The 16,274-nt window shown below is 68.8% G+C and carries 18 protein-coding genes; all 18 read left to right on the top strand.

Annotated elements, in window-relative coordinates; translation table 11 throughout:
• Positions 1-20: 20 nt before the first annotated feature.
• The 18 genes from HZ989_RS14740 (at position 21) to HZ989_RS14655 (ending at position 16,263) form a co-directional block, all read left to right on the top strand.
• On the top strand, positions 21-470 hold the full coding sequence (locus HZ989_RS14740) for a hypothetical protein (protein ID WP_209321545.1): 450 nt from the start codon (positions 21-23) through the stop codon (positions 468-470).
• A 93-nt stretch (positions 471-563) separates the two neighbouring features.
• Complete coding sequence (gene tolQ, locus HZ989_RS14735; protein ID WP_209321544.1) at positions 564-1,328, top strand: protein TolQ; 765 nt, start codon at positions 564-566, stop codon at positions 1,326-1,328.
• A 1-nt stretch (position 1,329) separates the two neighbouring features.
• Entirely contained in the window at positions 1,330-1,782 is a 453-nt protein-coding gene (locus HZ989_RS14730) for an ExbD/TolR family protein (protein ID WP_209321543.1), read from the top strand.
• 2 nt (positions 1,783-1,784) lie between these two features.
• Entirely contained in the window at positions 1,785-2,564 is a 780-nt protein-coding gene (locus HZ989_RS14725) for a hypothetical protein (protein ID WP_209321542.1), read from the top strand.
• A 356-nt stretch (positions 2,565-2,920) separates the two neighbouring features.
• Complete coding sequence (gene tolB, locus HZ989_RS14720; protein ID WP_209321541.1) at positions 2,921-4,321, top strand: Tol-Pal system beta propeller repeat protein TolB; 1,401 nt, start codon at positions 2,921-2,923, stop codon at positions 4,319-4,321.
• A gap of 83 nt (positions 4,322-4,404) precedes the next feature.
• A complete protein-coding gene (pal, locus tag HZ989_RS14715; protein ID WP_209321540.1) occupies positions 4,405-4,959 on the top strand; it encodes a peptidoglycan-associated lipoprotein Pal in 555 nt (184 codons plus the stop codon).
• Between the two features lie 229 nt (positions 4,960-5,188).
• Positions 5,189-6,295, top strand: coding sequence for a DUF3667 domain-containing protein (locus HZ989_RS14710; RefSeq protein ID WP_209323151.1), 1,107 nt, complete (start codon positions 5,189-5,191; stop codon positions 6,293-6,295).
• A gap of 40 nt (positions 6,296-6,335) precedes the next feature.
• Positions 6,336-7,193, top strand: a complete 858-nt coding sequence (locus tag HZ989_RS14705; RefSeq protein WP_209321539.1) for a tol-pal system YbgF family protein — start codon at positions 6,336-6,338, stop codon at positions 7,191-7,193.
• 101 nt (positions 7,194-7,294) lie between these two features.
• Positions 7,295-8,443 (top strand): tRNA lysidine(34) synthetase, encoded by a 1,149-nt coding sequence (locus HZ989_RS14700; protein ID WP_209321538.1) that lies wholly within the window; start codon positions 7,295-7,297, stop codon positions 8,441-8,443.
• A gap of 58 nt (positions 8,444-8,501) precedes the next feature.
• Positions 8,502-10,445, top strand: a complete 1,944-nt coding sequence (gene ftsH, locus HZ989_RS14695; RefSeq protein ID WP_209321537.1) for an ATP-dependent zinc metalloprotease FtsH — start codon at positions 8,502-8,504, stop codon at positions 10,443-10,445.
• 108 nt (positions 10,446-10,553) lie between these two features.
• A complete protein-coding gene (locus tag HZ989_RS14690; RefSeq protein ID WP_209321536.1) occupies positions 10,554-11,768 on the top strand; it encodes an acyltransferase family protein in 1,215 nt (404 codons plus the stop codon).
• Between the two features lie 59 nt (positions 11,769-11,827).
• Positions 11,828-12,472 (top strand): hypothetical protein, encoded by a 645-nt coding sequence (locus HZ989_RS14685; RefSeq protein ID WP_209321535.1) that lies wholly within the window; start codon positions 11,828-11,830, stop codon positions 12,470-12,472.
• 4 nt (positions 12,473-12,476) lie between these two features.
• Positions 12,477-12,779, top strand: a complete 303-nt coding sequence (locus HZ989_RS14680) for a transcriptional regulator (protein ID WP_209321534.1) — start codon at positions 12,477-12,479, stop codon at positions 12,777-12,779.
• A gap of 103 nt (positions 12,780-12,882) precedes the next feature.
• The gene (gene folP / locus HZ989_RS14675) at positions 12,883-13,674 is read left to right on the top strand and encodes a dihydropteroate synthase (RefSeq protein WP_209323150.1); all 792 of its coding nucleotides are present in this window, start codon (positions 12,883-12,885) and stop codon (positions 13,672-13,674) included.
• On the top strand, positions 13,671-14,465 hold the full coding sequence (thiD, locus tag HZ989_RS14670) for a bifunctional hydroxymethylpyrimidine kinase/phosphomethylpyrimidine kinase (protein ID WP_209321533.1): 795 nt from the start codon (positions 13,671-13,673) through the stop codon (positions 14,463-14,465). Before folP ends, thiD begins: the two co-directional genes overlap by 4 nt.
• Positions 14,462-15,043 carry a nucleotidyltransferase family protein gene (locus HZ989_RS14665; RefSeq protein ID WP_245162392.1) on the top strand — a complete coding sequence of 194 codons (582 nt, stop codon included), beginning with the start codon at positions 14,462-14,464 and terminating at the stop codon, positions 15,041-15,043. The genes thiD and HZ989_RS14665 overlap by 4 nt, the downstream gene beginning before the upstream one ends.
• Entirely contained in the window at positions 15,043-15,849 is an 807-nt protein-coding gene (locus HZ989_RS14660; RefSeq protein ID WP_209321532.1) for a PhzF family phenazine biosynthesis protein, read from the top strand. The genes HZ989_RS14665 and HZ989_RS14660 overlap by 1 nt, the downstream gene beginning before the upstream one ends.
• A 126-nt stretch (positions 15,850-15,975) precedes the next feature.
• Positions 15,976-16,263 carry a hypothetical protein gene (locus HZ989_RS14655; protein ID WP_209321531.1) on the top strand — a complete coding sequence of 96 codons (288 nt, stop codon included), beginning with the start codon at positions 15,976-15,978 and terminating at the stop codon, positions 16,261-16,263.
• Positions 16,264-16,274 lie beyond the last annotated feature (11 nt).

Below are 16,274 nucleotides of genomic sequence, written 5' to 3'. Positions count from 1 at the left end.
GGCAAGCGGGGGAGAGATCGATGGCCACTTCGGACAACAAGGCGTCTGCGGACGTCACGATGACGAGCAGCGCGGTGATCGTCACCTTCCTGCTGCTGGCGATGCTGGTCGGCGGCGGGCTGGTGGGCTGTCCCTACTATAACGTCTGGAAGCAGAAGATGGCCGGTCAGGCCGAGCTGCAGTACCAGCAGGGCGCGCGTCAGGCCCTGATCGCCCAGGCCGCGGCCGAGGACGAGGCCTCCATCAAGCGGGCGGAGGCGGCGACGCGGCGCGTGCGCGGCTGGGCCGATGCGGCCAAACGGGGGTGTGAGGACGTGGGGCTGGCGAACGATCGCGCCTGCATCAACCAGCTGCTGCGCGACGCGGCGACCTATTCCATCGCCAAGGAAGGCCATGAGGGGGTGATCGTCTCGGTCGGGGCGCCCGTCTCCGTGGCGGTGCAGCCACAGACCGGCGGTCGTCAGGAATAGGCGGCTCCCGAACCGCCCGTCCTCCGCTACCCTGCCTTAGAACCGCCACCGCCCGTCGCTCGATAGGGCGAAAGACGCATTCAGGATTCCCGTATGACCGTTGCCGCCGTGGCCACCGACGCCTCCATGATGAACCCGGTCACCCTGTTCATGGCCGCCGACTGGGTGGTGAAGGGGGTGATGCTGGGTCTGGCCGTGGCCTCGGTCTGGTCCTGGACCATCATCATCGACAAGGCGTTCCGCTTCACCGCCCTGAACCGCCAGGCCGATGCGTTCGAGGACGCGATCGGCTCGGGGCGTTCGCTGGAAGACGTGGCGGCCCAGGCGGGGCCACAGCCGACCCATGCCCTGCCGCGCATGCTGGTCATCGCCCTGGGCGACTGGAAGGAGACGCGCCTGAAGGGGCCGATGACGGACACCCAGGGCAATCTGCTGATCAGCCGCATCGACCGGGCGCTGGATTCCCTGATCGCGCGCGAGGGCCAGAGGATCGAGGAGGGGCTGGGGGTGCTATCGGTGGTGGCCACGGCCTCGCCCTTCATTGGCCTGTTCGGGACCGTCTGGGGCATCATGAACGCCTTCGGGCGGATCGCGGCAGCGGGCAACACCAATCTGACCACGGTGGCCCCGGCCATCGCAGAGGCCCTGTTCGCCACCGCCGTGGGTCTGGCGGCGGCCATTCCGGCCTATGTCGCCTACAACAAATTCTCGATCGATGCGGGCAAGTTCACCGGGCGGCTGGAAAGCTTCGCCGACGATCTGCAGGCGGCCGTCGCGCGTCGGCTGGGATCCGGCACGCCCGCGCCGGTGACGCCGCCGCCCTCATCCGGTGCCGCGCCTTATCGCCGGAGCGTCTGAGATGGCGATGGGTGGAGGCGGCGGAGGCGGCCACGTCCGGGGCCGACGCCGCGCGCGCAGGAAGCCGCTGAGCGAGATCAACGTCACGCCGCTGGTCGACGTGATGCTGGTGCTGCTGATCATCTTCATGATCTCGGCCCCGCTGCTGACCGTGGGCGTGCCGGTCGAACTGCCGAAGACCGAGGCCAGCGCGGTCGAGACCGACAAGCCGCCGGTGACCGTCTCCATCGACAAGGAGGGCGCGATCTTCGTGGCGCGCGACGAGACCGCCTTTGATGCCCTGATCGAACGGGTCACCGACGAGGCGGGCGATACGGAAAGGGAAGAGCTTTCGATCTTCGTGCGGGCCGACGGGCGGGCCCCCTATCAGGCTGTGGCGCGGGTGATGGCGCGGCTGTCGGCGGCCGGGTTCACGAAGCTGAACCTGATCACGGACACGGCGGCCGAGTCCTGAGCATGGCCGCGCGGGCTCCTTCCCCGGCGATCCCCCTCCCGGCGATTCTGGGCGCGATCCTGCTGCACGCGGGCGTGGCGGCCCTGTTCCTGCTGCGCTGGCCGCAGGCGGAAGAGGACATCGTGCCGATGGTGTCTTCGGTGCCCGTTTCGATCGTGTCGTCCGAAGTCGTCGAGGCCGCCGCCGCCGACAATCCCTCCGAGGAAATGGTCACCGAGGACGCCGCCACCGCGCCGGTCGAGGCCGAGGTGGCCCCGACGCCTCCCGCACCGACGCCGCCGACGCCCGCGCCGCGTCCGACGCCTGCGCCGACGCCGCCCCGTCCCACACCGCCCCGCCCCACACCGCCGACCCGCCCGGCCGCGACCCCGCGCGAGACGCCGTCGCTGGACCTGGACAGCCTGGCCGGACCTCGTCGTCCGGCCCCGGCCCCGGGACCACGCGCCGCGACCGGCCAGCAGGGACGCGGACAGGCTCCGCAGGCCACGGGACCGCAGCTGACCGCCATCTTCAACCAGGTCTATCCGAACTGGATCCTGCCCTGCGACATCCCCGGGGCGAACGCCCTGCGGATCGAGATGGATGTCACCCTGTCGGCTGACGGGCGGATCACCTCGGGGCCGACGTTGCGCAATGCCCGGTCGGACCCGGTCTATCGCGCCGCCGCCGACGGGGCGTTGCGCGCGATCCGCCAGACCGCGCCGTTCGACGTGCCGCAGGGATTTCCGGGCGGCGCGTTCCGGCCGGTGTTCGTGACGGAACGGGCGTGCCGGAATCGTTAGTTTTGGCGCTCGGGATTCTGCCGCTGTTTTCGTCATCCTCCGGCAAGCCGCGTCTTTGCGGCGCAGACCGGGGGACGCAGCGGCGCCGAAGGCGATCTGTTCATGTCGGATGTTGGAGGTATTGTGTGCGCGGCAGGTTCGCGCTCCCGCGCGCCGCTGCGTCCCCCGGTCTCGCTGCGCTCGCCGGAGGATGACGAAGGATTTGCAGGCGCATCAACGTCTGACCATCCCTGACACCACTCCCCGGCAAGGATTGCCGTCCCGAAAGTCGCCCCAATCGCCCGCAAGCTGGCGTTTGTCACACGGTCTGGCGATAAGGACCGGGACATTCTCGCCTGCGCCTCAAGGAGACATCGATGCGTCTGAACCTGCTTCTCGGCACCGTGGCGGCCATTGGCATCCTGGCGACCTCGCCGCAGGCCCAGACTTCCGGCCTGAACGGGCCCAGCCGCCAGCAGACCCAGGCCCAGCCGGCCCAGACGGGCGAACCGATCGAGGTCGAGATCGACCAGGGCGTGCTGCGCCCCTTCCAGATCGCGGTGGCCCCGTTCAGCGGCCAGAACGGCACCTCCCTGACCGAAGTCCTGTCGGGCGACCTGCGCCGCTCGGGCTTTTTCGAGCCGATCAATCCGGCCAGTTTCATCGAGACGGGCCTGACGCTGGCCAATGCGCCGAACTTTCCGCAGTGGACCCAGATCGGGGCCCAGGCGGTGCTGTACGGGTCGGTGACCCCGCGTCCGGATGGCCGGAACGACTTCGGCTTTCGCCTGTACGACCCGTACCGCCAGTGCCAGCTGGTCAGCTACAACTTCACCGCCACGCCCGAGCAGTGGCGCCGGATCGCGCACAAGATCGCCGACGTCGTCTATGCGCGCATGACCGGCGAGACCGGCGTGTTCGACACGCGGATCATCTATGTGGCCGAGAGCGGCACCGAGCTGAACCGCCTCAGCCGCCTCGCGATCGTGGACCAGGACGGATACAACCCCGTCTTCCTGACCGACGGCAGCGAGATCATCCTGACGCCGCGCTTCTCGTCCAATCCGAACGAGATCACCTATATGGCGCTGGGGCGGGATTACAGCCGCATCTACCTGTACAATCTGCAGACCGGGCGGAGGGAAAGCCTCGGCGAATTCGACGGCCAGGCCCTGGCGCCGCGATACTCTCCGGACGGGACCAGGGTGGCCTTCTCGATCATCCGGGGCGGCAATACCGACGTCTATGTGATGAACCTGCGCACCCGCCAGCTGTCGCGCCTGACCTCGGATCCCGGCATCGACACCTCGCCGTCGTTTTCGCCCGACGCGTCGCGGATCGTGTTCAACTCCGACCGGACCGGGACGCCGCGCCTGTATGTGATGAATGCCGACGGATCGAACCAGCGGCCGATCAGCCGGGGCGGCGGCAGCTATACGGCCCCGGCCTGGAGCCCGCGCGGCGACCTGATCGCCTTCACCAAGTCGGGCGGCGGACAGTTCGGGATCGGTGTCATGGCCACCGACGGCTCGGGCGAGCGGATGCTGAGCCGGTCCTATTTCGAGGAAGGTCCGTCCTGGGCCCCCAACGGCCGCTATCTGATGTTCTCGCGCCAGACGCGGGGCGGGAACACCAATCTGTGGATGGTGGACCTGTCGGGGCGGGTCATCGCCCAGTCCGGCTATCAGGGCAGGGGGTCGGACCCGGCCTGGTCGCCCCTGCTGGACAGCGCGCCCCGGAACCTGGGCACCGGCGGTGCCGACAGCTGCCCGACCTGACTTTTCCCGACGAAACCAACCACGGGTCGCGGCCTTATGGTAAGGCTTGGTACGGCCGAGAACAGACGAAGGAGACCCCGAGAATGTCCCAGTCCACTGTAGTGAAGATCGCCCTGGTCGGTCTGGCCGCCCTGTCCATGGCCGCCTGCACCCCGCGGCGCCCGGTGACCGGCGCGACGGACGGCACCGTCGGGGCCGTGGCCAACAATCCCGTCTATCCCGGGCCCGGCAACGGCGGCATCGACGGCAGCGCGACCGGCCCGGCGGCGATGGGTTCTGAACAGGACTTCGTCGTCAACGTCGGCGACCGGGTCTATTTCGACCTGGACAGCTATGAGGTCAGCCCCGAGGCCTATCCACGCCTGGACGCCCAGGCCGCCTGGTTGCAGCGCTATCCGCAGGTTCAGGTCCGGATCGAGGGCAATGCCGACGAACGCGGCACCCGTGAATACAATCTGGCGCTCGGTGCCCGGCGCGCCGAGTCGATCCGCAACTATCTGATCGATCGGGGCGTGCCCGCCGGCCGGATCGACACCATCAGCTTCGGCAAGGAACGCCCGATCGCCCAGGGTGCCAACGAGGACGCCTGGGCCCGGAACCGCAATGGCCACACGGCGATCGTGACGGGCGCGAACTAGAACGGGTCTCCTCCCCGTCCGCAGGATGGGGAGGGGGACCGCGAAGCGGTGTAGGGGTTCTTGCTGCCCCACCGCTGAGTGCCGTTGAAGAACCCCTCCGTCACGGCGCTGAAGGCGCGCCGTGCCACCTCCCCATTCGCTGCGCGAACGAGGATGAGACTTCGGTCTCGACCCTTGCCTCCGCCCTGGCTGACCGGCAGATTGTGCGATGCATGGTCTGGGGGACCCCATGGTGGATATCGAGGCGACCGGGGGTCTGATCACCGGCGGCATGATTGCGGGCGCGGTCGAGAAGCCGACCGGTCATGCGGGCGAGGCCCATTCCGGCACCTGCAGCGACTGCGGCGAGCCGGTCACGGCCAACTTCTGCGCCAACTGCGGCCAGCCGACCCATGTCCACCGCACCCTGCTGCATCTGGGCGAAGAACTGCTGCACGGCGTCATGCATTTCGATGCCCGCATCTGGCGCACCCTGCCGCTGCTCTTGCTGAATCCCGGCAAGCTGACGCGCGAATGGATCCATGGAAGGCGGACGCGCTACGTCTCGCCTCTGGCCATCTTCCTGTTCACCGTCTTCCTGATGTTCTTTCTGCTGAGTTTCGCCGGTGGCGGGATTGTCCAACAAGAACCGCTGGAGCAGCGCATCGCCTCCGCGCGGGAGGCCGTGGCCGAAGCCGAAGCGGAGCTCGCGGAAGCCCGATCCGAAAGCACCGTCGATGACCCGGGTGCCGAGGGGGTCATTGCGGGTGCGGAAGCCGCTGTGGAGGGGGCGAAAACGTCGCTCCGCTCCCTTGAGGAGGCCAGAACGGCCGGTCCGCGCGCGGATGGTCTGACCCCCGGCAGCTGGCAGGCCGGGGTGGCCGATGCGGTTCATGACCGGCGCGTCCAGATCGGGATCGGTGACGAGAAGCTGAAGGAGAAGATCCTGCACAAGCTCGCAAACCCCGACTTCGCCCTCTACAAGATCCAGCAGACGCTCTACAAATTCGCCTTCCTGCTCGTGCCGCTGTCGATCCCGTTCGTCTGGCTGTTGTTCGCCTGGAAGCGAGGATTCACCTGGTACGACCACGGCGTCTTCGTGCTGTACTCTCTGACCTTCATGTCGATCCTCTTTATGGGTCAGCTGGCATCCGGTATGGGCCCTGGCTGGATGGGGGCGATCACCAGCGCGGCGGTGTTCTGGATCATCCCCATTCATATGTTTGCGCAGTTGAAGGGGACCTATGGTCTGTCGATCTTTTCGGCGCTCTGGCGAACGGTCGCCCTGCTGATCTTCTGCTTCTTTGTGCTGGTTTTCTTCATTCTGGGCATCATCGTTCTGGGGCTGACCTCCTGACGCCTTGCGGTGGCCCCAAATCGGTGAAAGCTGTAGCATCATGAAAAGCCTGCTCACCTTTCGGAACATCGCCCTGGCCGTCGTCGGCTGCGGGCTGGTCGGCGGGGCCGTCGTGGCCCAGACCCAGCCGCTGCCCGCGGTACAGTGGGACAATCGCCGCCTCGATACGCTGGACCGCAACGTCCGGCGTCTGGAGCGCGCCCTGACCCAGAGGAACAGTCAGGGACAGCCCGTGCTGGTCGAGCCGGACCCCGAGGTCCTGGCGCTGCAGGGGCGCGTCGGCGCGATGGATCGACGGCTTCGCGATCTGGAGGCCACGGTCCAGCGGGTGAACGGCGATCTGGAGCGGATGACCTTCTCGCTGGACGAGAGCGACCGCGACAATGCGGCCCTGCGCATGCGCCTGACCGACGTGGAAGGCCGCGTGCAGGCGCTGGAGCGCGCCGCCGCCGAGGCCCGCGCCGCCCAGGAAGCCGCCGAAGCCGAAGCGGCCCGGCCCCGCTCCCCGACCGGCGACGCCGCCTCGGACCTGGCCGCGGCCCGGGTGCTGCTGGGCACCGATCCGGCGCGGGGTCGGGCGGCGCTGGAGGCCGTGACCATCAACTGGCCCGATACCCCTACCGCGCGCGAGGCGCTGTGGCGGGTGGGCGACATCATCCGCGCGGGTGGCGATCAGACCGGGGCGGTACAGCAATATGCCCAGGCCCTGCAGGGCTGGCCGACGCTGGCCTGGGCGGGCGAGGTCACGCTGAAGCTGGCGCGCGGTCTGGAGGCGACCAATCGCGATCCGCAGGCGTGCGCGGCGCTGGGTGAGTACAACCGGCGCTATGCGGCGACCTCGACGCCGGGTCTGCGCCAGATCGCGGCGGACACCGGCCGGGCCGCGAACTGCCGCTGACCGACGATCTGGGCGCGCGGGTCCGGGCACGGCTGGATGCGCGGCTGGAGCGGAACGTCGACCCTCCCATTGCTCTGGCCCTGTCCGGCGGCGGGGACTCCATGGCCCTGCTGTCGATCGCGGCCGACTGGGCGCGCGAGGCCGGGCGTCGGCTTCTGGCCATCACCGTCGATCACGGGTTGAACCCTGAGGCCGCCACCTGGAGCCGCTTCTGTGCCGGGGCGGCACGGGCCGTCGGCGCGGACTGGATCGAACGCCGCTGGCAGGGTGACAAGCCCGCCACCGGCCTGCCCGCCGCCGCGCGCCGGGCCCGCCATGCCCTGATCGCCGACGCGGCGCGAGAGGCGGGGGGCAGGGTCGTGCTGTTCGCCCACACCGCCGACGACATCGCCGAAAGCGACTGGATGCGGATGCGGGGTTCGACCCTGGGGGGCTTGCGGGAATGGTCGCCGAGCCCGGCCTGGCCTCAGGGGCGGGGGCTGATGCTGATGCGGCCGATGCTGGGCGAGCGGCGGGAGGCGCTGCGGGACAGGCTGCGCTGGGCCGGTCAGGGATGGATCGAGGATCCGGGGAATGACCGGTTTGCCAGGGGGCGAGCGCGTCATGCGCTTGCCGGTTCGCACCTTGACCCCTCACCCTTTCGGCTGAAGGCGCATCGCTCCGCTCTGCGAGTCTCAAGCCCTCTCCCGCTGGGAGAGGGATTCGAGGAAGTGGGAGCGGATCTCGCCATGACCCTGCTCTGCGCCGCCGGGCACGATCGTCTGCCCCGGACCGAGCGGCTGGCGGCCCTCGCGGACCGGCTCCGAACGGGTGACCCTTTCACCGCGACCCTGGCCGGGGCGAGGATCGAGGTCTCGTCCGATCGCGGGATCATCGGCCGCGAGGCGGGCGAACTGAAGCGAAAGCCCGTCGCCGACATCTCCCTTCATCCCAACATCCCCGCCGTCTGGGACGGTCGCTATGAGATCACCGCGCGCGAACCCGGCTGGACCGTGACCGCCGCCCTCGGCCGCCTGAACCGGCTGTCGAAGGCGGATCGCGCCATCGTCGATACGGTCGAGCCCTGGGGCCGCGCTGCCCTGCCGGTGCTGATCCGGGACGGATCGGATGGGCCGGTTCTTGCATGGCGAGAGGCGAGGGTTCGTGCGCTTGCGCCGCGTCGTCTGGCCCTGGCGCTGGGCGAAACGACGCAGGAATGCGACCTTCACGGACCGATCCATGGCGAAACGCCGCCGTCTGACCTATTTTGAATCCGAACACGTGAAACCCATGCCGGACAGCGGTCCGGTGACCTAGGAAATCAGAGCGATGAACCTGCGCAACATGGCCATCTGGGGCGTGATCCTGCTGGGTCTTCTGGCCGTCTATGCGGCGATCAGCCAGGGCAGCGGCATGAGCATGCCGGGTGGGAGCACCGCTGCTGCCGCGCGGCCGGTGGCGATCAGCTATTCGCAGCTGAACGACCAGGTGGCGGCCGGTGAGGTCAAGTCAGTCATGATCTCGGGCGACCAGGTCAGCGGCGTCTACAAGAACGACACCCGTTTCACCGCCGTGGTGCCGATTTCGGACAACCAGCTGGCCGCCCGTCTGGACGCCGCGGGCGTCGACGTCGGGGCCAAGACGATGCGCCAGTCGGTCTGGATGAGCGCCCTTCTGGGGCTGCTGCCGATCCTTCTGCTGATCGGCGTGTGGGTCTTTTTCATGCGCCAGATGCAGGGCGGCACGCGCGGGGCCATGGGCTTTGGCAAGTCGAAGGCCAAACTGCTGACCGAGCACAAGGGTCGCAAGACTTTCGACGACGTCGCCGGCGTGGACGAGGCCAAGGAGGAACTTCAGGAGGTCGTCGACTTCCTCAAGGACCCCGCCAAGTTCCAGCGCCTGGGCGGCAAGATCCCCAAGGGTGCCCTGCTGGTCGGCCCTCCCGGCACCGGCAAGACGCTGCTGGCCCGTGCCGTGGCGGGTGAGGCGGGCGTGCCCTTCTTCTCCATCTCGGGCTCTGACTTCGTCGAGATGTTCGTGGGCGTCGGCGCCAGCCGCGTGCGTGACATGTTCGAACAGGCCAAGAAGAACGCGCCCTGCATCATCTTCATCGACGAGATCGACGCCGTCGGACGGCACCGCGGCGCGGGCCTGGGCGGCGGCAATGACGAGCGCGAGCAGACGCTCAACCAGCTGCTGGTCGAGATGGACGGGTTCGAGGCCAATGAAGGCATCATCCTGATCGCCGCCACCAACCGTCCCGACGTTCTGGACCCGGCCCTGCTGCGCCCCGGCCGCTTCGACCGTCAGGTCGTTGTGCCGAACCCGGACGTTTCCGGCCGAGAGCGTATTCTCCGCGTGCACATGAAGGACGTGCCCCTGGCCGCCGACGTCAACGTCAAGACCATCGCACGGGGCACGCCCGGCTTCTCGGGGGCCGACCTGGCCAATCTGGTCAATGAGGCAGCCCTGATGGCGGCGCGCAAGGACCGGCGCATGGTCACCCATCGCGACTTCGAGGACGCCAAGGACAAGGTCATGATGGGCGCCGAGCGCAAGTCCATGGCCATGAACGAGGAAGAGCGCCGCCTGACCGCCTATCACGAGGGTGGCCACGCCATCGTCGCCATGAACGTCAAGATGGCGGATCCGGTGCACAAGGCGACCATCGTCCCGCGCGGACAGGCCCTGGGCATGGTGATGCAGCTGCCGGAAGGCGACCGCTATTCGATGAAATACCAGCAGATGGTCGATCGTATCGCCATCATGGCCGGAGGCCGCGTGGCCGAGGAGCTCATCTTCGGCAAGGAGAACATCACCTCCGGCGCATCGTCCGACATCCAGCAGGCGACCAAGCTGGCCAGGCGGATGGTGACCCAGTGGGGCTTCTCCGATGTGCTGGGCACGGTGGCCTATGGCGAGAACGAACAGGAAGTCTTCCTGGGTCACTCGGTCGCCCGCAGCCAGAACATCAGCGAGGAGACCGCCCGCACCATCGACGCCGAGGTCAAGCGGCTGGTCACCTCGGGCTGGGACGAGGCCCGCGAGATCCTGACCCGCAAGGCCACCGACCTCGAAACCCTGGCCCAGGCGCTGCTGGAGTACGAGACCCTGTCGGGCGAGGAGATCAAGGACCTGCTGGAGAAGGGCGCGGCCCCGAACCGCGACGAGAACAACTTCCCCAACGCCGGGCCTTCGGTATCAGTGCCGGTGACGCCGGTATCGGAAGGCGTCACGGTCGTCGCCGCGGATCAGCACCCCACCGTCCACTAGGCATAAGAACCCCGCCCTCGCGCAACGAGGCGGGGGTCTTTTTGATGAACATGTTTGCAATCTAAACAAGTCTGTGAGATATGGCGCTCCACACGAGGGAGAAGCGTCATGACCACCGAAATCCACCGACCGGACCGACTGCATGGACTGGACGCACTGAGGGCCGGCGCCCTGTTGCTGGGCGTCGTCCTGCACGCGAGCCTGGCCTTCTTTCCGCAGCAGATCTGGATCGTCGCCGACGAGAGCCGGTCCATCGGCGCGGCCGGGCTGTTCTTCGCCATCCACCTGTTCCGCATGACGGCCTTCTTCCTGATCGCAGGCCTGTTCGCCCATATGATGCTGGCGCGCCGGGGATGGCCGGGCTTTGTCAGGGACCGGGCCCTGCGGATCACGGGGCCACTGGCGGCCTTCTGGTTTCCGGTGATGGTCGGCATCGTCGGGGCCCTGATCTGGACCTCCTATGTGAACGGCCTGGTCGTGCCGGGCGCGTCGGCGCCCCCGCCGCCGACCTATGACTGGACCAATTTCCCGCTGACACACCTGTGGTTCCTCTATGTGCTGACCCTCTTCTATGCGGGGGTTCTGATCCTGCGCGCGCCCTTCGCCCTGCTGGACAGGGATGGCGGCTGGGGTCGGATGGTGGACAGGATGACCGGTGCCCTGATCGGGCCGTGGACGCCGGCCGTTCTGGCCGCGCCCCTGGCCCTGGCCCTTTATCTGGATCCGAAATGGATCGCCTTCTTCGCCGTGCCGACGCCGGATGCGGGACTGGTGCCGCACACCGCGGCCCTGGTCGGGTTCGGTCTGGCGTTCGGCCTCGGCTTCCTGATCGACCGGCGTCGCGACCTGTTGAACCGGATCGCCGCCTGGTCGCCGCTGTTCCTGGTCGTCGCCGTGGTTTCGGGTGTCGCCGCCTGGCATCTGGCCGGCGGCCCGAAGATCACGCCCATGGTCGAACTGACCGATGAAAAGGCGATCGCGGCGGCGGTGACGGCCCTGGCCGTCTACAGCTCCGCCCTCGCGGCGATGGGGCTGTGCCTGCGCTTCCTGTCGGGATACAGCGCGATCCGGCGCTATCTCGCCGATGCCTCCTACTGGGTCTACATCCTGCATCTGCCGCTCGTCATGCTGGCCCAGGTCTGGGTGCAGGACTGGGCCGGGCCCTGGTGGCTGAAGCTGGGCGGGGTGTCGCTGGGCGTCTTCGCCGTCTGCCTGATCACCTATGAACTGCTGATCCGCCACAGCTTCATGGGACGCTGGCTGAACGGTCGGCGCGTCCCGTGGCGCAAATCCGTGCCGATGACGACCGTCGCCGCCGAATAGCTTGCCAAGATCGACCGGCTCGTCCACCCCGGACGGGCCGGTCCAGAGAGAGAATCGCTATGTCCGAACACTCCAGCAAGCCGTCCGCCGAGGCCGACCTCGCCTTCCTGCGCGCGATCGTGGAGGGCGGGGGTGGGCGCAAGCAAATTCCCATGGGCGTGCTCTTTTTGGTCGGCGGGCTCCTCTACGGGGTCCAGTGTCTGTTCCATCTGGGCCAGATCGCCGGCCTGGTCCGCTGGCCCGACTGGGCGACCCTGACCTTCGTCGTGGCCATCACAGGGGCGATGTGCGTGGCCATCGCCTGGGTGGTCGTCGCAGACCGTCGGTCCGGCGTCGCGGCGACCAAGGGACCGACGGCCGGCCGTGCCATGAACAGCGCCTTCACCGCCACGGGCCTGGGCAATATGGCGGTCATCATCATCTTCGGCGCCGGTTCGGCGCGAGACGCCGATTTCGCGGTCTGGCTCTACTATCCCGCCATCGTCTTCGCCTTCCAGGCCATGGCCTGGTTCGTGGCCTGGACCCTGAAGCGCAAGGCCTGGATGGGACTGGTGGCCGCCGGGCACTGGACGACGGCCGTGGCCCTGGGCCTGCTGGTGCGGGAGCCGGTCACCTATCTCTGGGTCGCGACGGCCGCCCTGTTCCTGCTGTTCGCCCTGCCCGGCGCCATCATCCTGCGTGACGCCCTCCGCGCCGAGGCCTGACTCCATGTCGCTGGGCGATCTGGGCCGGATCGACGAGGTCATCCACGGTCGCATGCGGCTGGGGATCATGGTCTATCTGGCCGACGTCGAGACGGCCGACTTCACCGAGCTGAAGACGGTGCTGGAGGCCACGCAGGGCAACCTCTCCGTCCATCTGAAGAAGCTGGAGGAGGCGGGCCATGTGGCGATCGACAAGAGCTTCAGGGACAACAAGCCCCTGACGCGTGTGACCCTGACCCCCTCTGGCCGAAAGGCATTCGCCGCCTATCTCGAAGCCCTGGGCGGACTGATCGGAAAGAGGGGCTGATGGCGCCGGTGGTCGTCGATTCGCGCGTCCTTCAGCGCTTCACCCCGCGTGACCCCGGGACCCTCTGTCCGCAGGCGGAACCCGCGTGAGCCGTCCCCGCGTCATGGGCATTCTCAACGTCACGCCGGACAGTTTCTCGGACGGTGGCCTGCATGCCTCGGCCGAGGGCGGGCTGGCCCAGGCGATGAAGCTGATCGGCGACGGGGCCGACATCCTGGACATCGGGGGCGAGTCGACGCGGCCGGGGGCCGAGCCGGTTCCGGCCGACGAGGAGATCGCGCGGACGATCCCGGTGATCGAGGCGGTCCACGCCCGCTGGCATGGCCCCATCAGCATCGACACCATGAAGCCCGAGGTCGCGCGCGCGGCCATGGCGGCGGGGGCCAGGATCTGGAACGATGTGACGGCCCTGACCTTCTCGCCCGACAGCCCGGCGGTCGCGGCCGATCTGGGGTGCGAGGTCGTGCTGATGCACATGCTGGGCGAGCCACGCTCGATGCAGGTGGAACCGCGCTATGACGACGTGATGGCCGAGGTGACGGACTATCTGGTCGCGCGGGCGCGGGTGGCCGAGGCGGCGGGCGTCGCGCGGGCGCGGATCACCCTCGATCCCGGGGTCGGCTTCGGCAAGACGATCGAGCACAATCTGACGCTGATCGCCGGGCTGGGACAGCTGACCCGGACCGGCTATCCGGTGCTGATGGGAGCCAGTCGAAAGCGCATGATCCGCAACCTCGATCCGTCGGCGGTCGAGGCGGGAGACCGGCTGGGGGGTTCGCTGGCCATCGCCCTGGACGCGGCGGCGCGGGGGGCCTCCATCGTGCGGGTCCACGATGTGCGCGAGACGGTCCAGGCCCTGGCCGTGCAGGCGGCGATCGAGGGGGCCGTTCCGTGAGGGGCCGGGTCCTGATCATCGCCGGGTCCGACTCCGGAGGGGGCGCGGGGATCCAGGCCGACATCAAGGCCGTGACGGCGATGGGCGGCTATGCGGCGACCGCGATCACCGCGATCACGGTGCAGAACACCCTGGGTGTTCACGGCGTCCATCCCCTGCCGCTCGACCTGATCGGGGCCCAGGCGCGGGCCGTGCTGGACGACATCGGGGCCGATGCGATCAAGACCGGCATGCTGGGATCGGTCGCGGTGGTGGAGCGGGTCGCGGCCATTCTGGATACGTCCGACGCCATCGCCGTGGTCGATCCGGTGATGGTGGCCAAGGGCGGGGCGGCCCTGCTGGACGAGGACGCCGTGCAGGCCGTGCGGTCGCTGATGATCCCGCGCGCCGGGCTGCTGACCCCCAATGCCCCCGAGGCCGAGGCCCTGACCGGGATCCCGGTCGTCGATCTGGACAGCCAGCGCCGGGCCGGCGAGGCGCTTCTGACGCTGGGCGCGCGCGCGGTGCTGATGAAGGGCGGCCATGTGCCCGGGCCGAACGTCGTCGACCTGCTGCTGACGCCGCGCGGCGAGACCCTGCTGGAAGGCGCGCGTGTCGACACGACCTCGACCCACGGGACGGGTTGCACCCTGGCCAGCGCGATCGCGGCGGGGCTGGCGCGGGGGCGGCCGCTGGAGGTCGCGGTGGCGGAGGGGTGGGCCTATGTCGCCGAGGCGATCCGGCGGGCCCCGGGGCTGGGCGGCGGACACGGCCCGCTGGACCATGGCTGGCCGTTGCGGGTCGGGCGGTGAGCGACCTTGAAGCCCGTCTGGTCGAGATCGTCGGCGCCGATGATGGCCTGATGCATGTGCTGACCGTCGTCCGCGCGCAGGACCTGCCCGACTGGCGCATCTTTTCGGGGGCGGTCTATCAGTCGGTCTGGAACGCCCTGACCGGGCGACCGGCGGGCTACGGGCGCAAGGATTTCGACGTCGGCTACTATGACGCCGACACCTCGTGGGACGCCGAGGATATCGTCATCAGGCGGGTGGCAGCCGCTTTCGCCGAACCGTTCGCCAGCACGGTCGAGGTCCGCAACCAGGCCCGCGTGCCGATCTGGTTCCCCGCCCATTTCGGCGAGCCCTATGACCCCATCGCCAGCACGGACGAGGCGCTGGAGCGGTTCGTGGCCCCGGCCTTCGCCGTCGGCATCCGGCTGGAGACCGACGACACGATCAGCGTCGCGGCCCCCCTGGGGCTGGACGACCTGTTCGGCCTGATCCTGCGCCCCAATCCGAACCGGGGCGTGGCCGGGGACTGGGCGCGGGTGGTCGACAGGCTGACAGCGCGGTGGCCGGAGCTGACGGTGCGAGACCGGGAGCCCAACTGATGCGCCAGTGGACCATCGATGCCTTCGCCGACCGACCCTTCATGGGCAATCCCGCCGCCGTGGTCGAACCGTTCGAGGTCTGGCCAGACGACGGCTGGATGCAGGCCCTGGCGGCCGAGAACAACCATTCCGAGACGGCTTTCCTGCGCCGGACCCCGGACCCGGCGCGGTTCGATCTGCGCTGGTTCACCCCGGCGACGGAGGTCCCGTTGTGCGGCCACGCGACCCTGGCGGCGGCCCATGTTCTGTACGCGGAGCCTGGGGTGACGGCCGATGCCCTGACCTTCGACACCGCCTCCGGACCGCTGACGGTCGGGCGTCGCGGCGAGGGTTACGAGATGGACTTTCCCGTCGATCCCGTTACCCGGGTCGAGGTGCCACCGGGCCTGGCCGAGGCGCTGGGGGCCGAGCCGGTCGAGGTCTGGGCCAGCCGTTATCTGATGGCGGTCATGGCCGATGCCGCGACGGTCCGGTCGTTGAGGCCCGACAGCAAGGCCCTGCTGGCATTCGGCGATGGAGCGATGGAGCGCGGGCAGGTGATCGCCTGTGCCCTGTCGGATCTGGACGACGTCGATGTGATCGACCGGTTCTTCGGGCCGGGCTGCGGGCTGGACGAAGACCCGGCGACGGGCTCGGCGCGCGGCGGGCTGACGGCCCTGTTCGCCGAAAAGCTGGGGCAGCGGACGTTGCGGTTCCTGCAGGCCTTTCCCGGACGCGGCGCACGGTTCGAGTGCGAGCGCGCCGGCGACCGCGTGCTGATCCGGGGGCGGGCGATCACCGTGATGGACGGTGTTCTTCGAGTCTGAGAAACGCGAAAGGGGGCGCGACCCTTTTCGGATCGCGTCTCCGGCTGAGCGGTTTCGCGCGAGGTTAAACCTGTCTAAGCTGGATGTTCAGCCGCCGTTCACGGGCGATCTGTCACATAGCGTCCCATGTCCCGCGTTTCCGCCATCCTTCTCGCCGCCCTGATCGCCTTAGCGCCCCTGAGCGCGGCCGCGCAGGACCGTGGCGGCTTCCGCGGGGATCGCGATCGCAACGATGATCGCAGCGACATGCGCGAGCGCCGACAGATGAGCGTGGCCGAGGCCCAGTCCATCGCCCAGGGCCGGGCAGGGGGCGCGCGCTTCGTCGGCTATATGGGGATGCGCGGCAACAGCCATGTCTTCCGCTTCGAGCGCGACGGTCGTGTCATGGACATTTCCGTCGACGCCGGCGGCTGAGGTCTGGGGGA

This window comes from Brevundimonas sp. AJA228-03 (assembly GCF_017795885.1).
Classification (GTDB): Bacteria; Pseudomonadota; Alphaproteobacteria; order Caulobacterales; family Caulobacteraceae; genus Brevundimonas.
This window is presented reverse-complemented; position numbering and strand designations above follow the sequence as displayed.

Bases quoted from the DNA above. Each gene is read 5' to 3' on its own strand.
- HZ989_RS14700 (WP_209321538.1), top strand. From the start codon at position 7,295: ATGGCCCTGCTGTCGATCGCGGCCGACTGGGCGCGCGAGGCCGGGCGT.
- pal (WP_209321540.1), top strand. From the start codon at position 4,405: ATGTCCCAGTCCACTGTAGTGAAGATCGCCCTGGTCGGTCTGGCCGCC.
- HZ989_RS14680 (WP_209321534.1), top strand. From the start codon at position 12,477: ATGTCGCTGGGCGATCTGGGCCGGATCGACGAGGTCATCCACGGTCGC.
- folP (WP_209323150.1), top strand. From the start codon at position 12,883: ATGGGCATTCTCAACGTCACGCCGGACAGTTTCTCGGACGGTGGCCTG.
- tolQ (WP_209321544.1), top strand. From the start codon at position 564: ATGACCGTTGCCGCCGTGGCCACCGACGCCTCCATGATGAACCCGGTC.
- HZ989_RS14710 (WP_209323151.1), top strand. From the start codon at position 5,189: ATGGTGGATATCGAGGCGACCGGGGGTCTGATCACCGGCGGCATGATT.
- HZ989_RS14655 (WP_209321531.1), top strand. From the start codon at position 15,976: ATGTCCCGCGTTTCCGCCATCCTTCTCGCCGCCCTGATCGCCTTAGCG.
- HZ989_RS14725 (WP_209321542.1), top strand. From the start codon at position 1,785: ATGGCCGCGCGGGCTCCTTCCCCGGCGATCCCCCTCCCGGCGATTCTG.
- HZ989_RS14705 (WP_209321539.1), top strand. From the start codon at position 6,336: ATGAAAAGCCTGCTCACCTTTCGGAACATCGCCCTGGCCGTCGTCGGC.
- HZ989_RS14685 (WP_209321535.1), top strand. From the start codon at position 11,828: ATGTCCGAACACTCCAGCAAGCCGTCCGCCGAGGCCGACCTCGCCTTC.
- HZ989_RS14740 (WP_209321545.1), top strand. From the start codon at position 21: ATGGCCACTTCGGACAACAAGGCGTCTGCGGACGTCACGATGACGAGC.
- tolB (WP_209321541.1), top strand. From the start codon at position 2,921: ATGCGTCTGAACCTGCTTCTCGGCACCGTGGCGGCCATTGGCATCCTG.
- HZ989_RS14690 (WP_209321536.1), top strand. From the start codon at position 10,554: ATGACCACCGAAATCCACCGACCGGACCGACTGCATGGACTGGACGCA.
- HZ989_RS14660 (WP_209321532.1), top strand. From the start codon at position 15,043: ATGCGCCAGTGGACCATCGATGCCTTCGCCGACCGACCCTTCATGGGC.
- HZ989_RS14730 (WP_209321543.1), top strand. From the start codon at position 1,330: ATGGCGATGGGTGGAGGCGGCGGAGGCGGCCACGTCCGGGGCCGACGC.
- ftsH (WP_209321537.1), top strand. From the start codon at position 8,502: ATGAACCTGCGCAACATGGCCATCTGGGGCGTGATCCTGCTGGGTCTT.